The organism is Paraburkholderia sp. IMGN_8, assembly GCF_038050405.1.
GTDB lineage: Bacteria > Pseudomonadota > Gammaproteobacteria > Burkholderiales > Burkholderiaceae > Paraburkholderia.
In genome coordinates this window covers 1,757,318-1,777,654 of record NZ_CP150900.1, presented here as the reverse complement: position 1 = coordinate 1,777,654, position 20,337 = coordinate 1,757,318, and the positions used below count along the sequence as shown (strand labels likewise).

Annotated in this window: 13 protein-coding genes; 1 reads left to right on the top strand and 12 read right to left on the bottom strand. The window is 64.4% G+C overall.

Annotated elements, in window-relative coordinates; genetic code table 11:
• Positions 1-56 precede the first annotated feature (56 nt).
• The 12 genes from WN982_RS08345 to WN982_RS08290 all read right to left on the bottom strand — a co-directional run bounded on the left by WN982_RS08345 (position 57) and on the right by WN982_RS08290 (position 18,666).
• Positions 57-8,654 carry a glucoamylase family protein gene (locus WN982_RS08345; RefSeq protein ID WP_341315252.1) on the bottom strand — a complete coding sequence of 2,866 codons (8,598 nt, stop codon included), beginning with the start codon at positions 8,652-8,654 and terminating at the stop codon, positions 57-59.
• Positions 8,651-8,779, bottom strand: coding sequence for a hypothetical protein (locus WN982_RS08340; RefSeq protein ID WP_341315251.1), 129 nt, complete (start codon positions 8,777-8,779; stop codon positions 8,651-8,653). Before WN982_RS08340 ends, WN982_RS08345 begins: the two co-directional genes overlap by 4 nt.
• 339 nt (positions 8,780-9,118) lie before the next feature.
• Positions 9,119-9,262, bottom strand: a complete 144-nt coding sequence (locus WN982_RS08335; protein WP_341315250.1) for a hypothetical protein — start codon at positions 9,260-9,262, stop codon at positions 9,119-9,121.
• Between the two features lie 577 nt (positions 9,263-9,839).
• Positions 9,840-11,147, bottom strand: coding sequence for a TRAP transporter large permease (locus tag WN982_RS08330; RefSeq protein WP_341315249.1), 1,308 nt, complete (start codon positions 11,145-11,147; stop codon positions 9,840-9,842).
• Positions 11,144-11,692 carry a TRAP transporter small permease gene (locus WN982_RS08325; RefSeq protein WP_341315248.1) on the bottom strand — a complete coding sequence of 183 codons (549 nt, stop codon included), beginning with the start codon at positions 11,690-11,692 and terminating at the stop codon, positions 11,144-11,146. The genes WN982_RS08330 and WN982_RS08325 overlap by 4 nt, the downstream gene beginning before the upstream one ends.
• Positions 11,693-11,701: 9 nt before the next feature.
• Positions 11,702-12,721, bottom strand: coding sequence for a TRAP transporter substrate-binding protein DctP (gene dctP, locus WN982_RS08320; protein WP_341315247.1), 1,020 nt, complete (start codon positions 12,719-12,721; stop codon positions 11,702-11,704).
• Positions 12,722-12,780: 59 nt separating this feature from the next.
• Positions 12,781-13,704: a GTP-binding protein gene (locus WN982_RS08315; RefSeq protein WP_341315246.1), complete on the bottom strand. Its 924-nt coding sequence runs from the start codon at positions 13,702-13,704 to the stop codon at positions 12,781-12,783.
• On the bottom strand, positions 13,701-14,879 hold the full coding sequence (locus WN982_RS08310; protein WP_341315245.1) for a CoA transferase: 1,179 nt from the start codon (positions 14,877-14,879) through the stop codon (positions 13,701-13,703). Before WN982_RS08310 ends, WN982_RS08315 begins: the two co-directional genes overlap by 4 nt.
• Complete coding sequence (locus WN982_RS08305; RefSeq protein WP_341315244.1) at positions 14,876-15,343, bottom strand: cobalamin B12-binding domain-containing protein; 468 nt, start codon at positions 15,341-15,343, stop codon at positions 14,876-14,878. The genes WN982_RS08310 and WN982_RS08305 overlap by 4 nt, the downstream gene beginning before the upstream one ends.
• Positions 15,340-17,019, bottom strand: coding sequence for a methylmalonyl-CoA mutase family protein (locus WN982_RS08300; protein WP_341315243.1), 1,680 nt, complete (start codon positions 17,017-17,019; stop codon positions 15,340-15,342). The genes WN982_RS08305 and WN982_RS08300 overlap by 4 nt, the downstream gene beginning before the upstream one ends.
• Before the next feature lie 50 nt (positions 17,020-17,069).
• A complete protein-coding gene (locus tag WN982_RS08295; RefSeq protein WP_341315242.1) occupies positions 17,070-17,906 on the bottom strand; it encodes an enoyl-CoA hydratase/isomerase family protein in 837 nt (278 codons plus the stop codon).
• 28 nt (positions 17,907-17,934) lie between these two features.
• On the bottom strand, positions 17,935-18,666 hold the full coding sequence (locus tag WN982_RS08290; RefSeq protein ID WP_341315241.1) for an IclR family transcriptional regulator: 732 nt from the start codon (positions 18,664-18,666) through the stop codon (positions 17,935-17,937).
• 373 nt (positions 18,667-19,039) lie between these two features.
• On the opposite strand from WN982_RS08290, the gene WN982_RS08285 reads away from it, so the two are divergent.
• Positions 19,040-20,326 (top strand): MFS transporter, encoded by a 1,287-nt coding sequence (locus WN982_RS08285; RefSeq protein WP_341315240.1) that lies wholly within the window; start codon positions 19,040-19,042, stop codon positions 20,324-20,326.
• Positions 20,327-20,337 lie beyond the last annotated feature (11 nt).

Sequence of the window (20,337 nt, the reverse complement as noted above, 5' to 3'; positions counted from 1 at the left end):
CTCCTACTACCATTATTCGTCTCCTGTTTTACTCTCGAAGACCGATGGGTGATTCGTCAGGCGACCTGCACGCCCGAGTTCACGTCTTCACTCACGCCGAAGCAAAGCGAAATCAGGAGCTTATGCGACCCGGCATCAAGCGGCACGCGCACCCGTCCATCCCCACATTCGAGACTCGCGCCGTCGAGCACCGCACGCATCACACCGCCCTCGCCAGTGGATTCGACGCGTACCTCATACCGCGTCGAATGCATCGTCACTATTGCTTCAAACCCCGGCCACGTGTCCGGAATACAAGGATCGACCACCAGAAAATCCCCCTCGCGACAAATCCCAAGAATGCCCTCGACACCCGCCCGGTACATCCATCCAGCGGATCCCGTGTACCAGCTCCAGCCACCCCGCCCGGCGTGCGGCGCCACGGAATAAACATCGGCAGCAACGACATAGGGCTCGACCTTGTAGCGGTCGACTTCCATCGGTGTGCGCGTATGATTGACCGGATTAAGCAGTGAAAACAGCGCGGCGGCCTTGTTGCCATCACCCATTTTTGTCAACGCGAGGATCGCCCACATCGCCGCGTGGCTATACTGCCCGCCGTTTTCACGCAGACCCGGCGGATAGCCCTTGATATAGCCGGGATCGTGCGACGTTTTATCGAACGGCGGCGTGAACAGCAAAGCAAGCCCGTCGTTGCGACGGATAAGGTGCTTTTCCAGCGACGTCATCGCCAGCGCCGCGCGCCCTGGATCTGCCACCCCTGACAGCACAGCCCACGACTGTGCGATCGAGTCGATTTGACACTCGTCACTGTCTTTCGAGCCAAGCCACGTGCCGTCGTCGAAAGTCGCGCGGCGATACCATTCACCGTCCCACGCCTCGCGCTCCAGCGCCTCGCGTACCGACGCTGCATGAGCGCGCCAGCGCACAGCGCGCTGACTGTCGCGCGGTTCAGCCAGCGGGGCGAACAACGCGATGGTCCGCAGCAGCAGCCAGCCGAGCCAGACGCTTTCGCCCTTGCCGTCCGCACCGACGCGGTTCATTCCGTCGTTCCAGTCGCCCGTGCCGATCAGAGGCAAGCCATGCTCGCCGGTCAGTTCGATGCACTGATCCAGGCCGCGTGCGCAATGTTCGAACAGCGACGCTGATTCATCTGCGACCATCGGCTGGAAGAACGCATCGTGCTCGCCGGGCCGCAGTGGCGGTCCATCGAGGAACGGCACGATCTCGTCGAGAATCGCGAAGTCGCCCGCGCAGCCGATGTACGTCGCCGTCGCGAACGCGAGCCACACTCGGTCATCGGAAATCCTCGTGCGCACGCCTTGCCCCGACTGGGGTAACCACCAATGCTGGAAATCGCCTTCGACAAACTGCCGCGCCGCGGTGCGCAGCAAATGCCGCCGTGTCTCGTCCGGCTGCGCATGGGTCAGCGCCATGCCGTCCTGCAACTGGTCACGGAACCCGTATGCACCGCTCGCCTGATAGAACGCCGAGCGCGCCCAGGTACGGCACGCGAGAGTCTGATACAGCAGCCAGCCGTTTAGCATCAGGTCCATCGCGCGGTCGGGAGTTTTCACCTGGACGGTACCGAGCACGTTCTGCCACTGGCTCGTCACTTCGGCGAGGACAGCGTCGAGATCGGCTTTGCGATAGCGCTCGATCAATGCTCGCACCTCTTCGACAGACGCGCATTGGCCGACGAACGACACCACCTCGACGATCTCGTCCACGCCCAGCTCGATGACGCCCTGCAACGCCACGCATGGATCGAGGCCCGCGCCGGTCGTGCCGGACAGCGGCGCGTTGCCGGTCAGCGCGGCGGGTGCGGCAGTGCCGCCGTTGCGGCCGAGGAATTCGGTGCGATCTGCCGTCCATGCCGTCTGCCGGCCGCCGAGGTCGGCGAACGCGACGCGCCCCGCGAACCCGACGCTCCATGGATTGCGCGCCAGCATCGCGCCGGTAGCGGCGTCGATTTCCGTCACGATGAATGGTCCCGATGCGCCGCGCGATGTGCCTAGCACCCATTCCATCCACGTCGTCACGGACAGACGGCGCCGCATACCGGACAGATTGCGCAACGTCAGCCGGGAAATCTTTAATGGGTCGGCGAGCGGCACGTATTGCAGCAAGTCGAGCGCGATGCCATTCGCCTCGTGTTCGAAGCGGCTGTAGCCATGCCCGTGACGCGCGACATACGTCTCGCCGTCGCGGATCGGCAGCGCGGTGGCGCCCCACACATCGCCAGTGACTTCGTCGCGCACATAGATGGCTTCGCCAGTTGGGTCTTCCACCGGATCGTTCGACCACGGCGTGAGTTGATTCTCGCGGCTGTTTTCGGCCCACGTGTAGCCGCTGCCGTCGGTAGCGACCTGAAAGCCGAAGCCGGAGTTCGCGATCACATTGATCCACGGCGCGGGCGTCGTCGCACCCGCCGCGAGAACGGTCACGTATTCCCGCCCGTCTTTATCGAAGCCGCCCAGACCGTTGAAAAACTCGAGCCTCGATGGCACCGAAGAAAGCGCGCGAGGCGGATGAGGCGCCGCGGGCCATGGCGACGACATCGGCGGCTTCTGCCGGCGCAGCGGTGACAGCTGGCCCTGCGACTGCGGCAACCGGGCGAGCTGGTCGGCGATTGAACCACGGCGCGCGATCAGTGCGACGCGCGCCACCGATTGCAGCAGCGCACGCGCCTCCACGCTCATCAAATCGGCGCGCAGCGTAAAGACCGCCCCTTGCGCGAGCTCTTCGCCGAAACTCGGCCGCGCCTGGCTGCTGCGCACGGCTGTTTCGATCGCGCCCTGCAATTCCTGGATATACGACGAAGCCCGTTCGTTGATGATGACGAGATCGACGCCCAGCCGCTTCATGCGCCAGTACTCGTGTGCCCTCAATAACTGCCGAACCTGTGCGATGTCTTCGACGTCGTCGATACGCAGCAGCACGATCGGCAGATCGCCGGAAATCGCGTGCGGCCAGAGTCCCGACTGCGCCCCGGCCCCGCGAATGATCGTGTCCGACGGCGCTCTGAAACGCGCGTCGGCGTAAATGACGGGCGCGGCGAGGCGCTGAAAATCCGCCGCCTCTTCAGCTTCGACATCGAGATGGCGCAACTGCACCTGGGCCTGCGTCCAGGCGAGCGTTTTGGCGCGATCGAACGCGTTGCGGTCATGGTGTTTGTCGACCAGATCGAGTAACAGCGCTCGCGACTCGGCCACCACTGTCCAGAACGTCACGCGTGCGACCTTGCCTGGCGGCACCAGCACGCGATACCTGAGCGCAAAGACCGGATCGAGTACGGTCCCGGCGGTGTTGGTCAGCGGCTGATCGTCGTAGATCGCCGCCGCCGTGCCGGCGTTGCGCCCGCGCCCCAGAAAGCGCGCGCGATCCGATTCGTATTGCGGATCGGCGACGATCTCGCCGTCGACAACTGCGAAATGCGCAGCCCACACCTGTTTTTCATCGTGCGAACGCGGACGGCGCGTGGCCACCAGCGCGCCGAATTCGGCGAGATGCTCGGTCTGGACAAACATCCGCGAGAAGGCCGGATGCGCGTTGTCGGCGGCGGGTGTCGCGAGCACGATTTCGGCGTAAGAAGTCAGTTCAATCTCGCGTGCGCGCCGTCCGCTGTTCGCCAACGACACGCGGCGCACTTCGCCGTCTGCTTCACCGGAAACCAGCACGTCCATCGTCGTTGTCAACGAGCCGTCGCGGCGGATGAATTCCGCATGGTCCTCGCCGAACACAACCTCTTCGTACTCGGCTTCGCTGCCTGCCGGCTGTGCGCCTGCCGACCACACGTTGCCGCTCTGCGTATCGCGCAGGAAGATGAAGGAGCCCCAGTCGTCGCGGGTTGCGTCTTCGCGCCAGCGCGTCACGGCCATGTCGCGCCAACGGCTGTAACCGGCGCCGGTCGCAGTCAGCATGACCGCGTAGCGTCCATTCGACAACAGGTGTGTCACCGGCGCAGCGCCGGCCACAGCCGACGCAGCGAGGCGCCGTACAGTCGGCGGCACGACGCCGGCGACGGCGGCTGACGTGTTCACTTCTTCGGCACGGGGATGCGCAACGGCGACATTGCGCGGCATACGTTCCTGCAACAACAGTTCGCTCGCCTGGATCATGGGTTCGCGATGGAAACGTGCACGCATCTGCGCGTCGAGTAACGTGTTCGCGATCGACACGATCGTCATGCCCTGATGATGCGCCATGAAATTTCGCACGATCGCAACATCCTCGTTGTCCGGCAGCCGCGAGCGGGTGAAATCGAGTGCTTCGTAGAAACCATACCGACCCAACGCGCCCAGCGCGGCGAGTTGTGCGTAGTTCTCCCGCGCGGCTTGTGGGTCGACCATCGCCGCTAGCCCCGTTGCATACGGCGCGATCACGCGGTTCTCTGAAAGCCCCCGCTTGAGGCCGAGACCGGGCACGCCGAAATTCGAATACTGGTAGGTGAATTCGATGTCGCGCGCGTTGTACGCCGATTCCGAAATGCCCCACGGAATGCCGAGCGAACGCCCATACGCGGCTTGCCGCTCCACCACCAGACGGCTCGTCTGCTCGAGCAGGCTGCCGACCGGCGCACGCATCACCAGCGACGGCATCAGGTATTCGAACATCGACCCGGACCACGAGATCAGCGCCGAGCCGTTGCCGACCGGCGTCGCGGCGCGACCGAGACGGAACCAGTGGCGCGTCGTCACGTCACCTTTCGCGATGGCGAACAGGCTCGCGAGGCGCGCTTCGGACGCCAGCAGGTCGTAGCAATTCAGGTCGAGGCTGTTGTCGGACTGCGAATAGCCGATCGAAAGCAGCTTGCGTTCCGGATCGAGCAGGAACGCGAAGTCCATGTCGAGCGCCATCGCGCGCGACGTATCGGCGAGCGACTTCAAGCGTGCCTGCAGTAGATCCGGTGCCTCGGCGAGTTGTTGCCGGTCGCGGGCATGCTCGACGACGCTTTTGCTCAGCGCGTCGATCCAGAACATCAGGTCGGCAGAACTGTCGTCGCTGCCGGCGGGCACGAGTTCACGCGTCGCCTTCGCGGCCTTTTCCGTCAGCCGCGTGAGCAACGGCGACAGCGCTTCGAGCGTCTGCGGGCCGTGCAACTGCGTGCTGATCTCTTCGAGGATCGCAACCAGCTGCCTGCCGCGTTCACCGCCTGCGGCGGGCAGCGCGTCGATGGCTTCACGCGCGAGTTGCAGGTTGTCCATCGTTCCGGGCCGCGCAGTCGGCGCGAGCAATTCATGCGGCCACTCTTCGCACGCGTTGGCGACGACGATCAGATGACCGGCCAGATTGCCGCTATCGACCGACGAAACATACGCCGGTGCCAGCACCTGGAGATCGAGCGTCCCGTACCAGTTATAGAAATGCCCCTTGAAGCGCGTGAGCTTGTGCATCGAAGCGAACGCCGCTTCGAGCCGTTCGACGGTTTCCGTCGTCCCCGCCCAGCCAAAATCGCGCGCGGCAATCGCCGACAGCAGATAGAGCCCAAGGTTGGTCGGCGAGGTGCGGTGCGCGACGACCGGCTTCGGATCTTCCTGGAAGTTGTCGGGCGGCAGCATGTTTTCTGCTGGCGTAACGAAGGTCTCGAAGAAACGCCACGTGCGTCGCGCGATGAGGCGAAGGCTGCGCGCGTCCAGGTCCGCCATCGCGAAACGCCGCGCGACGGTCGGCGAACGGCTCGACCACAGCGCGAGCGCCGGCGCGGCGAGCCATAACAACGCAAACGGCAGCACGAGCGGCCAGTGCGACGGTGTGAACCCGATCGCACCAGCCGGCAGCACAAGGCCAAGCGCGACACCGCCTGCCATCTGCCGATAAAAGCCGCGCAGGTCGAGGCGAGGGCTGCCCTTCGACTGCGCCGCCGTCGTCCATTCGAGCAGCCGGCGATGCGTCACGAACAGCCGTATCAGCGTCCGGACGATCGCATCGCCCATGCGCCACGCCTGGTCAGCGAGGAACGCGGCTGACAGAACTGTTTGCAAGGCGGCGAGCCGCACGTCGGCGGCCAGCACGTCCAGATGATTGCGCAGATGGATGCCGCTGCGGCGCGGCAGGATCGCGAATAGCGTCGGCAGGAAGGCGGGAATCGCGAACGAGCCTAGCATCAACAACGCGCCCGCAATACCGGCGCGGATTGGCATCAGCCAGCATAGGCCGAGCGCGGCGATCATGAAGGGTGCGAGCAGCGAACGGCGCAAATTGTCGAGCATCTTGAAGCGGCCGATCGACGGGATCGCGTGTCGGTCCCGGCCACGATGGCCGACGATCCACGGCAGCAATTGCCAGTCGCCACGCGTCCAGCGATGCTGCCGCTTGCCAATCACGTCGTAACGCGACGGCACTTCTTCGACCACTTCGACATCCGACGCCAGCCCGGCGCGCGCAAAAATCCCTTCGAACAGATCGTGACTGAGCAGCGCGTTTTCCGGTACGCGTCCATGTAAAGCCGCTTCAAACGCATCGACGTCGTAGATGCCCTTGCCGGTATACGACCCTTCGCCGAACAGGTCCTGATAGACATCGGACACGGCCGCCGCATACGGGTCCATCCCCCCAGGGCCGGAGAAGACGCGCTGATGCAGCGATCCTTCCTGGCCGACGGGCAGCGAAGGCGTGACGCGCGGCTGCAGAATCGCGTATCCGTTGACGACGCGTTGTCCGGCGTCGCTGAATGTCGGCCGGTTCAGCGGATGCGCCATCTTGCCGATCAGCCGCAACACGGCGTCTCGTGGCAGACGCGTATCGGCGTCGAGTGTGATGACGTAGCGCACGTCGGACGGCACCTGCGGCGCGCGTCCGGCGATCGACACGAAGGTCGTATCAGTCGCGCCGCGCAGCAGGCGGTTGAGTTCATGCAGCTTGCCCCGCTTGCGTTCCCAGCCCATCCATTTGTTCTCGCTCGCGTTGAACACGCGGCAGCGGTGTAGCAGCAGGAAACGGTTGCCCCCGGGGCCTGGCTCGTAACGGCGGTTAAGTGCTTCGATGGCGTCGGCGGCCACGGCGAGCAGATGCGCATCTCCAGCCAGCACTTCCTGGTCCGCATCGAGCCCGTCCGCCAGCAACGCGAAGGACAGGTCGCCGCCGGCGCCCGCGAGGTGATGGACCTCAAGACGTTCGACCTGCTCGCGCAGATCGGCAACGCTTGTCAGGAGCGTCGGCACGGCAACCAGCGTGCGCAACGACGACGGCACGCCAGCAGTCAGTTCGAGACCCGGCAACGTAATCGCGCCGAAACTCCATGTCACCGCACGGTTGACAAGGGCGGTCGCGATCTCAGTGACGGGCAGGAATCCGCATACGGCAAACAGCACGAACACACTGGCATCGAGACCTCGCGGCGCCACCGACCAGAGCATCCACAACGCCAGCGTCAGCAAGGTCGTGGCGAGCGTCAGGATCTCGCCCACGTAGCCGCCGATGCCGAGGCGGACGTTGAATCGCGTGATCCGCACACGTGACGGCGGACGGAACCCGATCGCCTGTTCGAGCGCAGGGCGGCCCTCGGCGATCAGGTGGTAGCCGGGGTCACCGGCACGCTCCGCGTGCGCGGCATCGCCCGTTTCCGCGACCGCCGCTTGTGCCGAGCGCAGCGCGAGATCGGCGACTTCGAGTTCGGTAAAGCGCGAGCCGCGCGCCAGTTGCTCAATCGCGCTGCGGTACAGATTGCGGGTCGGAAAATCCATCGCAGCAAAGGCGCTGCTTGCACGCAACCGTGCGTCGACGAGACTCACGCTCTCGAACAGTTCCGCCCAGTCGATGTCGGAAATCAGCCGCATGCTGGTAATCACATTGCGCACGGTGACATTCGACGCGCCCTGCCGCTGCTGTGCGTGCTGCACCACTTCCTCGACGCTGGCGCCCTGGAGCCTGAGCCGCTCTTCCAGCCAGCCAAGTGCGGGCGTGGTGCGTGGATCCTGGTCGCGCAGCCGTTTCGCGAGTTGTGCAGCGAACAGCTCCGACAACAGGCCTGAGGAGCGCGTGGAAATGTCCGCTTCGAGCGCCGAGCGCGCGCTGCCCGATTCGAGCAGACGGTCGGTGAGCGCATCGGCGTCGGCGCGTGCGCTGCGGCCTGCGGTGATCTGGTCCGTCAGGCGTCGCAGGTTCTCGATCAGCACGATACGCAACGTGATCGCCACGGCCCACAATTCGCCGATCGTCAGCGGCTGAACCCGCTGATACGCTCTGATGAAACGCCGCAGGATCTGCGGGTCGAAGTGACTGTCGGTATGCGCAACGAACGCCCACGCGAGACCAAATACGCGCGGATAACCGGCGAACGGGCCAGCGGCAAGCTTGGGCAACTGACGGTAGTAGCCGGGCGGCAGATCGTCGCGAATCTCGCGAATCTGCTCCTCGACGAGGTGATAGTTGTCAAGCAGCCATTCCGCGGCGGGCACCACGCCCCGGCCGCTTTCCAGTTCTTCGGCGCTCGCACGGTAGGCCGCGAGCAGGACTGCGGCATTATCGTTCAGTCTCGTGTGCAGCGATAAAACGGCAGGTGGTGTCTTCGTTACCGGCTGCGCGGCGGCGAGGCTCTGCGCGTGTTGCTCGAGCCGTTCGACGCCGAACAGCTCTTCGCGCACCGGCGCGATGTCAGTCCATGGCGGCGACGGCGAGCGATGTCCCGCGACATATCGAAGGATCGCTTTCACAGGAGCACTTCCTGCGATGTCGGTGAGTTCGGCGGGGTGGACTGGTCGCTGTGGCGTGTCATGTTAGTGGCGCGCACATCGTTCGCTATCGTTGTTTCGCTGGGCAGTTCATCGAGTTGAGACATGATCGGATCTTCCTTCGGGAGGCCGCACCACGCGTGTCGCATGCATGCAAGCCTCCGGGGTGTGGCTTGATTCACGGGTGCGGATGGACGCGCGAGGAACCGTCAGGACGAAAAAGCAGGCGTACAGCTTCTGCGGGCACGGTCCGCGATAACGCGCCCATGCGCAAACCGGTAGCTGCCGTTTAGCGGCACATTAAACGTCGGATGAGCTTCGATCAGACCGATGCGGCAATGAATGAGGGACAGGAGCACCTGCCCAGCCTGTAGACGCAGTTTCCGGCCGAACACCCGGAAAGCGTGGAGCAGAAAAGGACACGGATCCGTGCCCCGGAGTGCCTGCTATTTCTTCTTGGCCGGTGCGCTGCCCGCGGCGGTCTTCGGCGCAATCGCCGAGGACACGACTGCCGCAGGAGAGATCACCTTTTGGGGTTGTTTGGGCTTTTTAACCTCGCGATTACCGCGCATCGTGCTCTTCGCCAACATGTTTCTCCTGATTTGCCCGTCGCGAAAGCGACAGCCATGTCGCGCAGTTTGGGCGCATCTGGTGACTCTGTCGCGATTTTTATTTTTCGAGCGCCGTGTACGCGTGTTTCGGACGAGGCCCTCCAACTCAACGGCGACGAATATAGCGTATGCTGTCGCCGTGACGTCTCGCGTTCACGGCAGACGCAGCTTGATTCCGCGATTTTCTGCATTCCAGAATATTTCCCTCTCGCCCGCTCGGCCAACACGACTGACGTAATGAATCGGGTTGTCCCCTGAACTGCTGCCTTGCACGCCGGCCCGTAGCGTTACGTTTGAGATAATCATGCTTTTACGCAAACAAAGCCATGTGGTGAGCCCGCCACTTGCCGCATGGCATCGTTTCACCGAGCTCGCCCAAAATCCGTCACCTGTCTGAGCAAACACATGCCTTCTGCAGTATTGTGTCGTGGACGAGTCAACGTGACAACGCCGCGCCAAGTTAGTCAGACACGCACACGGCTGCACCGAGGGCCCCCCCGCGCTGCTGTACGGTCTCACACTCGGTTCGCGCCTGAGGAAAAGGGCACCCGCTCTCTCACCTCGCCCCTAAAATCAGCATGGTCAGTTGCGGAAATATACCGATCAGCGCGAGCACGCCCGCCATGATGAACACATAGGGCAGCGTCCCCAGCACGATGCGCCGCAGCGGCACGTCTGGCGCGACGCTCTGCACGACAAAGAGATTGAGCCCGACGGGCGGATGAATCAGCGCCATCTCCATGTTGATCACGACGACGACGCCGAACCAGATCAGATTCCAGTGATACGCCTGCACCACAGAAACGAGCACGGGCATCGTCACGACGATGATCGCGATGGTCTCCATGAAGCAGCCAAGAAAGATCAGCAGCAGGTTGATGCTGATGAACAGCACCCACGGCTCGACATGCGCACCCGCAACCGTCTGCGTCAACGAGGCGGCCACCTGGCTCGTCGTCATCACATAGCCGAACACGATCGCCGATGAGATCACGGCAAGAATCATCACGCTGCTTTGCGCCGCGTTGATGAGGATCTCGTGAAACTTCCGCCAGTTCAGCTCGCGGTAGACGACACCCGCCAGGATCAGGCTCGCGATGATGCCGAGTGACGCCGCTTCCTGCGGCGTGGCGAGCCCGCAATACAGCGAGCCGAGAATGATCAGGATCAGCAGCGCGAACGGCCCGATGTCCTTCAGCGCGACGATGCGCGCGCTGAGCGGCGCGAGCGGGCGCGTGCGGCGTTCGCCGCGCGACTTGCGGCGCAGCGCGAGCGCCATCTGATAGAGGCCGAATGCCGTCGCCATGATCGCGCCCGGCACCAGCGTCGCGACGAACAGGCGGCCGATCGATTGCTCGGCGATCACGCTGTAGACGATGAGTGGAATGCTCGGCGGCAACAGAATGCCGAGCGTTCCGCCCGCCGCCACCGAACCGCATGCCTGTGACGCAGGCAGGCCGTGCCGCCGCATCTCGGAGACGGCGAACCCGCCGATCGCCGCCGCCGTCGCGACACTCGATCCCGAGACGGCCGCCATTACGCCGCACGCCAGTGTCGTCGCGACGGCGAGACCGCCCGGCACGCCGTCAAGGATCGTCGCGAGCGCGCTATAGAGCCGCGCGCCCATACCCGACGCCGACACGATCGCACCCATGAACATGAACATCGGCACGGAAGTCAGTGTGAACGTCGCCACCGATCCCCAGTACGTGCTCGGAATCAGGTTCAGCGCATCCCAGCCGCCGCCCGTGACGAACAGCGATACCAGCGCGACGAACAACAGCGCGAACGCGATCGGCACGCCGAACGACAACACCGCGAGCAGCCCGCCGAACATGCCGGCGCCGATGAATAGCTGGGTCACTTGTCTCTCCCGAGCACGAGTTCGTCGACGGACAGATCATGAGTCAATTCGCGGCGCGCGAAGACGATCGTCGCGAGCCGCACCAGTTGCACGAGCGTCAGCAGCAACGTGCCGGCAACGAGGCACAGATACGGAATCCACAGCGGCAGCGAGAACATGCCCCACGAGCGCTCGCCGCTCGTGTACGCATCCCACCAGAACTGTGCCGCCAGCACCGCGATCACGACGGCGACGGCCGACATCACGATGGTCGAGAAGGCCGCCAGCACACGCTTGCCGCCTTCGCCGAGATGATGTCCGAGCACGTCGATCTTCAGATGACGCGACTGCCATGCGAGCGCCGCCGTGCCGACGAAGGTCATATACGCCATCAGATACGTCGTGACTTCCGTCACCCAGACGTCCGACAGGTGCAACACCTCGCGCGCCACCACGCCATACGAAATCACCGCGACCGTCGCGATCACGGCGACACCGGCCGACAGCGCGACGCCCTTGCAAAAGACGTCGAGCAGATGGACGAAACAATCGAGCGGCCCTCGCATGCCGGCCTCCTACTTGTAAAGCGCGATGCTCTGATCGAGCAGCCGCGCGCCGTCAGGCACTTCATTGCGGAACTTCGGGAAGCTGACCTGCTGGAACAGCTTCTGCCATTGCGTCCATTCGTCGAGCGTCATCTTGTGGATCTGCACGCCATGGCTGGCAAAGAGTTGCGCGACCCGGCGGTCGTCCGCTTTCGCGCCTTCAAAAGCGCTCTGTTCGAGGCTCTGCCCCACGTCCGTCATGATCTTCCGCTGCGCGGGCGTCAGCTTGTTCCATGTCTTCATGCTGATCGCGATCGGCTCGATCGTGTAATAGATGCTGTATTGCTCGGGCGAATCGTAGTATTTGGCCACCTCATAGAGACGGTACGAGCCGAACGTGCCCGACGACGTCCACAGGCCGTCCAGCAACCCCAGTTGCATCGCGTTATACGTCTCCGACGAAGCCATCGATACCGTACTCGCGTCCCCGCTCTGCAGCGCCGCTTCCATCATCTTGCCGGCGCCGCGCACCTTCGTTTTCGCGAGATCGGTGGGCACATTGACGGGTTTTCCCTTCGATGCCATGCCGCCCGATATCTGTATCCAGCACAAGGTCTTGAAGCCGTATGCTTCCATCTTCGCTTCGAGCTCGCGCCACGGCGCCGACGTGCGGAAGCGGTAGACGTCGTCGGGCGTCTTCCAGAGACCCGGCAACAGGATCAGGTTCATCTGCGGGATCGCGCCCGCTGCATAGATGTACGGATAGATCGCCAGATCGACGCTCCCACTGCGCAAGGCCGTATGCATGTTCAGCGCCTTCACCAGCGATTCGGCGGGAAAGATGTCGATATGAATCTTGCCGCCCGAGCGCTGCGTCACTTCCTGCGCGAACTTCTTGCCCGTCTGCACGACGTAGTCGTTCGGATCGTCGGGCCACTGGTGAGCCATCTTCAGTGTGATCGTGTCGTCCGCGTGCGCCGCGGGCAACGCGGCGACGGTACACACCACGACTGCCATCAGCGTCGTCATCAGATAACGAAGTCGTTTCATCCGCGTCTCCTTCCATGTTGGTTTGTCGTTGTGCGGAATGATGTCTCGCTACGTCGGCATCATCCCGTGTCGCCTATCTGCTTCGCGATGCACGCATAAAGCTGGGCAACCGATGCGGCCCGCGCATCCTCAGGCAATGTATCGATGAGCTCCGCCACGCGACGCGTCAGCAGGCTGCGCACATGAAAGAGCTTGCGCATCTCTTCGGCGCGCGCGGCGTCCACATGTGCTGCACGCCATTGCGTGTGTTCGTCGATCGCGGACGACAGTTGCGCGATCGACGCGTCGTCGTTCGCCCGCGTCAACAGCACGGGCGCGATACGGTGTCCGTTCGCGCGGTTGCGTTCGAGCACGTTGCGAATGTCCTGCGCCATGCGCTCGGCGCCCGGCAGATCGCACTTGTTGATGACGACGATATCGGCTGTCTCCAGCACGCCCGCCTTCATCGCCTGGATCTGATCGCCCGATTGCGGACCCATCGTCAGCACGAGCGTATCGACAAGCGCGCGCGCGCCGTTTTCGACCTGCCCCACACCGACCGTCTCCAGCAGAATTTCGTCGAAGCCATCGCCTTCGACGGCAGCGAGCACGTCGGCGAGGTTGTCGGACAGGCCGTCGGCGGACCAGCCGCTCGGCAGCGAACGGATAAAGACGTCGGTGTCGGCGAGCACCGCGTCCATTCTCACGCGGTCGCCGAGCAACGCGCCCGAGGTCGCCGGGCTGCTCGGATCGATGGCGATGATCGCGATCGGTTCGCCGCGCGCGGCGCGCGCTTTGGCAACGCGACCGATCAACGTGCTCTTGCCTGCGCCCGGCGGTCCCGTGAATCCGATGCGGCGCGCCGGCACGGCGCCATGGTCGCGCAGATACTGTAGCGACCCGGCGACGCTCGCGCGCGCGATCCGCGAGAGGTCGCGCGCCAGCTGGCGGCGCGCACTGCTCGCGACGTTGGCCGTGGGCGTGCTGTCATTCGCGCAGCTCACGTCGATACCTCGCCGCACCACGCCGCCGTGTGTTCGCCAAGCATCGGCGGCAATCCGTAACGTGTACGCACGCCGTCGATATGGATGGGATTGCCGACCACCTTCAGCGGCCCCGCTTCCGATTCGATCTCCACCACGAGTTCGCGCGCCTGCGACTGCGCGCTTTCGAGCGCCTCGGCAATCGACACAAGCCGCGACACCACCACGCCCGACGACGCCAGCCTGTCGAGCCAGTACTGCGTGGTTTCGCCCGCGAACATCTCCGACAGCGCGCCGAGCACGCTCGCACGATGCATGCGCCGCTCAGCCATCGTCGCAAAGCCGGGTTGCGTGATCCACTCGGGATGCCCGACGCGTTGCGCGAAGATGCGCCAGAAGTTATCGTGCGTGATGAAGAGCATCAACCAGTCGTCGCGCGTTTTGAACAGTTGCGCTGGCACGATGTACGGATGCGACGACAGCGCGTGCCGCGCCGGCTGCTCGCCGCCGTTGAGCGCGGCGCCCGCGACATAGTTGAGCTGCGAGACCATCACGTCGAACATCGCGATATCGACCTGACCGCCGCGTCCTTCGACGATCTTCGCGAGCAGGCCGACGGCGCCCATGATGCCCGTCGAGTTATCGACCGTGGAGAAGCCGGCCTTGGTCGGGGGACCGTCGGGGTCGCCCGTCAGATGCATGATGCCCGTCAGCGCCTGGATCACGTAGTCGTATGCGGGCAGCTCCGCGTGCGGACTGTCAAGGCCGAATCCCGTCAGCGCGACGCAGACGATCCGCTCGTTGTGCTCGCGCAGCCGGTCGTACGTGAGGCCAAGCTTGCGGATCGCGGACGGCCGCAGGTTCGTCACGAGCGCGTGCGCGTCGCGCACCATCGCCGCCAGCGCCTGCTTGCCGGTTTCGCTCGCGAGATCCAGCACGACGCTCTGCTTGTTGCGGTTCAGGCTGGCGAAATACGCGTTGTGCGAACCGATGGCGTGCGGACTGATCGAACGCCCGATGTCGCCCTCGGGCGGCTCGATCTTGATGACCTCGGCGCCGAGATCGGCGAGCAGCATGCCGCAGTACGGGCCCATCAGCATGTGCCCGATCTCGATCACGCGAATGCCGTCGAGCGGTCCACCGGACGCACGGCGCTCAGGCGTTTGATCCGGCGCGGCAAACCCGGGAGCGTTCATCCGAGCACCTTCGCAACGGCGTCGATCACATCGTCGAGCAGCATGTCACTGGTGAACACGCCGCGTATGCCCGCCTTCAGGAACGCCGCGCGGTCGTCGGCCGGTATGGTGCCACCGACGAACACGGGAATCTCGCCTGCGCCCTGATCCGCGAGCAATTCGACCGTGCGCGCGACCAGTTCGTTGTGGCTGCCCGACAGGATCGACAGCCCGACGGCGTCGACGTCTTCGTCGACAGCGATGCGCGCGATGTACTCCGGGCTCTTGCGCAGGCCCGTGTAGATCACGCTCGCGCCGGCATCGCGAAACGCCAGCGCGATCACTTTGGCGCCGATGTCGTGACCGTCCAGCCCAGGCTTGGCGACCAGAATGCGCTTGCCCTTGAGCGGCGCATGCGCGCTGCGCGAGGTCGCGGCGGCGACATTGCCGGGCTGTTCGACGGAACGGCTACTCGTGCTGTTCATAGATGGACTGGCTCCTCGAATTCGCCCCATTGCTCCTTCAGCCGCGCAACCATTTCGCCGACGGTCGCATACGCATGACAGCAATCGACGAGGTACTGCATCAGGTTGCCTTCTTCGCGCGCGGCAGCCGCGCCCAGCGAATCCAGCGACTTCTGCACTTCCGTCTGATTGCGCGTGTCGCGCAGCCGCTCGAAACGCTCGACGACGGTCGCGCTCGCCTGCGGATTCAGATGAAACAGTTCGCCCGGCTGCTCGGCCTGGTTCTCGCGCCGGAAACAGTTCTGTCCGACGACGAGCCGCTCCTGGTCATCCGTTTCGCGCTTGCGCTGCAATGCGCTCTTTGCAATGCGCAGCTGCAGCCAGCCGTCTTCGATCGCTTTCACCGCGCCGCCATAGGCGTCGATCTCGTCCATCAGTTCGCGGATGCGCGCTTCCGTACGGTCGGTGAGCTCCTCGACGAAATACGAGCCGCCGAGCGGATCGACGGTGCGCGCGATGCCGCTTTCGTAGCCGATGATCTGCTGCGTGCGCAGCGCAAGCTCGGCGGAAAACTCGGTTGGGATCTGGAACGCTTCGTCGTAGGCGCAGGTGAAGACGGATTGCGCGCCGCCGAGCACGGCCGCGCACGCTTCGATCGCGACGCGCACGACGTTGTTGTACGGTTGCGCGGACGTCAGAGACGAGCCGCCGCAGACGACGCCGAAGCGGAACATCTGCGCCTTCTCGTCATCGACGCCGTACCGCTTCTTGATGAGCCGCGCCCACGCGCGGCGCCCCGCACGAAACTTCGCGACCTCTTCGAAGAGGTCCATGTGCACATAGAAGAAGAAGCTCAGGCGCCGCGCGAACTTCGCGACGTCGCCACCTCGCGCGACGACGGCATCGACATACGCAAGGCCGTTGGCGAGCGTGTACGCCATTTCCTCGACGGCCGTGCAGCCCGCGTCGCGCATGTGCGCGCCCGCAATCGAAATCGGATTGAAGCGCGGCGACACTTCGTTCGAGTACAGAATCGAATCGGCGATCAGGCGCATCGACGGACGCACGGGGAAGATCCACGTGCCGCGCGCCACGTACTCCTTCAGGATGTCGTTCTGGATCGTGCCCGTCAGCTTGTCGCGCGACACTGCCTTCTTGTCCGCGCAGGCGACGTACATCGCGTAGATCATCGCCGCCGTGCCGTTGATCGTGAACGATGTCGAAATGCGGCTCAAGTCGATGCCCTGAAACAGCAGCTCCATTTCGGACAGGTTCGAAAGCGATACGCCGACCTTGCCGATCTCGGAGCGCGCCATCGGATCGTCGGGGTCGAGACCGCACTGCGTCGGCAGGTCGAGAGCGACGGAAAGTCCCGTCTGCCCTTGCTGCAACAGGAAGCGGTAGCGTTCGTTCGATTCTTCCGCCGTGCCGAATCCCGAGTACTGGCGCATCGTCCAGAGGCGCCCGCGATAACCGTCCGCGAAGATGCCGCGCGTGAACGGAAATTGTCCCGGCGCGCCGATTCCGCCGTCGCCATTCGTGCCATTCGTGCCATTCGTGTCATTCGTGTCATTCGTGTCATTCGTCCCGCTCGCTTCGCCGGGACCGACCACGACGGGCACATGCAGTCCCGATGGCGTGCGGTCGGGATGCGGCATGGCCATCGCTTCGTCGAGTTCGGCTGCACTTGACTTCATGCTCGGAGGCTCCTTTCTTGGCAAGGCGCGGACGGCGCATGCAGCACCGGCTACGCCTTTGGGTCGGTTGTCGATGCGCGCTGCCGGTCGAGAAACTTTTGCGCCTGCTCCCAGTGCGCGGGCGCAGTCCACGTCGCGACGAAGGCTGCGCGCTCTGCATCGCGCGTCGCTTGCGCCAATGCCCGGCGATGCGCGGCCGCGATCTGCTTCATTGCGCGAACCACGTGCGGCGCGCGGCCCGCAAACGGCTGAGCGAACTGCGCGACGCGTTCGTCGAGCGGCTGCCCTGGCTCGCACACATCGTCGATCAGGCCGAGCGCCAGCGCTTCTTTCGCATCCATCAAACGCGCTTCGGCGAGCACGCGCATCGCGCGCGCGGGGCCGAGTAGCGCGAACAGATCGGCCGAACCGCTGAAGCCCGTCGTGATGGCGAGCGTCGCCTGCACGAAGCCGATGCACGCATGCGCCGCCGCGGCGCGGTAGTCGCACGCGACCGCCAGTTCCGCTCCGCCGCCCAGCGCCGTCCCGTTCAACGCGGCGATCACAGGCACGGGCGCCGCGCGGATCGCGTCAAGCGCGGCGGCCGCGTGATCGAATAGCGCGGCTGCATCGGCGACGCTGCGCAACGCGGCGAACTCGTGCAAGTCGCCGCCTGCCGCAAAGCTACGTTCGCCCGCCGCAGTCAGCACGACGGCGTGTAATGCGGGATCGTGCGCGGCATCGGCAAACACTTCGCGCAATGCGTCGAGCGTCGACCGGTTCAGCGCGTTGCGTTTGTCCGGGCGGTTGATGGTCACGTACAGGACGCCGTCGCGCACATCCGTCTGGACGTTTGCTTGCGTGTTCATTTGCACACGAGCTTCGGCCGCGTCCTGTCGGTCGGTCATGACTGTTTGTCTCCCCGGCACGCTTTCTTCAATGGCCGCCCGCTTCGATCGCGCGCTTCGCTTCGAGCAGCACCGCGCCGATCCGCTTGATCTGGTCCTCCATCCGGTGACGCGGCCCGGCGACGGCGATGCCCAGCACGTCGCGGTTCACATCGACGGGCACCGCAACCGCGAACACGTCGCTCACGCTTTCGCCCCGCGTCACGAAGTACCCCCGCTCGCGCGACTGCGCGATGTCGTCGAACAGCGCATCGGCCATGGTGAGCGTGTTGTCCGTGACGCTCGGCAGCGCGGCCTGCGCGAGGAAGCGCTGCAACTCGCCCGCGTCGACCCGGCTCAGCATCGCCTTGCCGATCGAAGTCGAATGCAGCGGCTTAAAGGCGCCCGCCGCCGAACTGTAGCGGATCGTCTGCGGTCCTTCCAGCACCCTCAGATAGACGATCTCGTCGTGCTGCCGCTTGCCGACGATGACCGTTTCCTGCGTTGCGTCGCGCAGCGTCTGAAGCTGCGGCTCGATGCGTTCGAGGTACGGATCGTTCGCGATGATCTTCGCCGCCATGTCGTACAGACGGCGCGTGGGAAACAGGTCCTTCCGGCGGCTCGTCAGATACAGATAGCCGCGTTCGAGCAGCACGCGCACGATGCCGTGACTCGTGCTCACGGGCAGGCCTGCCGCCTCGGCGAGTTCGCTGAGCGTCATCGGACGTCCCTCGTTCTCGAATGCTTCAAAGATGCCCAGTGCGCGATCGGTCGGTTTCATTTCGTATGTTCGAAACATAATTTGCTATTTAGAAATCCAGTATAGGGCAATCGCTCGCATCCGCCAGTGCCGAGTGCTAATGGAAATCCCTGGTGCGGCGTGCCCGGATGCTGCTTCGTCCCGCAGCAGGCACGACTGGCGAGGCTCCCGTCGCGTCCGACGCGGTCGTGACCTTGCTTGACACGTCAAAAACTGGCTCCTATAGTCGTTTTATATTTTCGAAAGTAGTTTCTAAATAGCGAAAAGTAAACGTCGACGCAGCCGCTCACCGGCTGGATCAAATCCCTGCCACATCGCGGGCGGCATCGAAACGATTCGGATGACGAATGATTTCCCGATGCCGATAAAGCCGACGTCCGATCCGGAGACAGACATGTGGATGACAGAGCTCGACAAGACTGAGCGGCGCACCATGGCCGGCTGCTTCCTCGGCTGGACGCTCGACGCGCTGGACGTGCAGGTCTACAGCTTCGTCATCCCCACGCTGCTGATCGGCTGGCACATCACGGTGGCCGAGGCCGGCATGCTGGGCACGGTGACGCTGCTGGCATCGGCTGTCGGCGGATGGCTGAGCGGGCTTGCCGCCGATCGCTACGGCCGCGTCGCCGTGCTCCAGGCCACGATACTGTGGTACGCGATCTTCACGTTCGCATGCGGCTTCACGCAGACATACGAGCAGTTGTTCCTCTGCCGCGCACTGCAAGGCTTCGGCTTTGGCGGCGAATGGGCGGCGGGTGCCGTGCTGATCGGCGAAACGGTGCGCGGCGCCTACCGGGGCCGCGCGGTCGGCGTCGTGCAGAGCGGCTGGGCCGTGGGCTGGGGTCTGGCCGCGTTGCTGTTCGGCCTGTTCTTCTCGATCATGCCGGAGCATCTCGCGTGGCGCGCGCTGTTCTGGGTCGGCCTCGCGCCCGCGTTGCTGGTCTTCTGGGTGCGGCGTCACGTGCCGGAGTCAGGCGTCTTCAAGAAGGGCCGGCGCGAGCGGCGCAGCCGCGGAATGGTGCGCCAGCTGCTCGCCATCTTCCACCTGGACTACCTGGCGACCACGCTCAGGGTCTCCGCGCTGGCAACGGGATCGATCGGCGGCTCTTACACATTCCTGATCTGGCTGCCAACCTATCTGAAAACGGCGCGCGGTCTCTCCGTCATCGGCACGACGGGCTATACGACCGTGATGATCCTCGGCGCGTTCGCCGGCTTCATCCTTGGCGCGTATCTGGCCGATTCGATCGGGCGCAAGCGGACTTTCATGGTGAGCGCGATCGGCTCGGCGGCAGTACTCGCCGCCTACATGCTGATGCCGATCAGCAACGGCGCAATGCTCGTGCTCGGTTTTCCGCTCGGTCTCTGCGCGTTCATGATGTTCTCGCCGATGGGCCCGTACATGACCGAGCTGTTTCCGACGCGCATCCGCGCTGCGGGGCAAGGCTTCTGCTACAACTTCGGGCGTGGCATCGGCGCGCTCTTTCCGGCGCTGGTCGGCAAGCTGACAAGCGTGATAGGACTGGGCAACGCGATCGCGGCGTTCGGCATCGCGGCTTATGCCGTCATGTTCCTCGCCGTGCTGCTGTTGCCCGAAACGCTCGGCAGGCCCTTGCCCGACGATGTCGAGCCGTCGCAGCAGCGCGAAGGCGGCACCGCCAAGAGCTATACCCCTTCCTGATACCGATACCC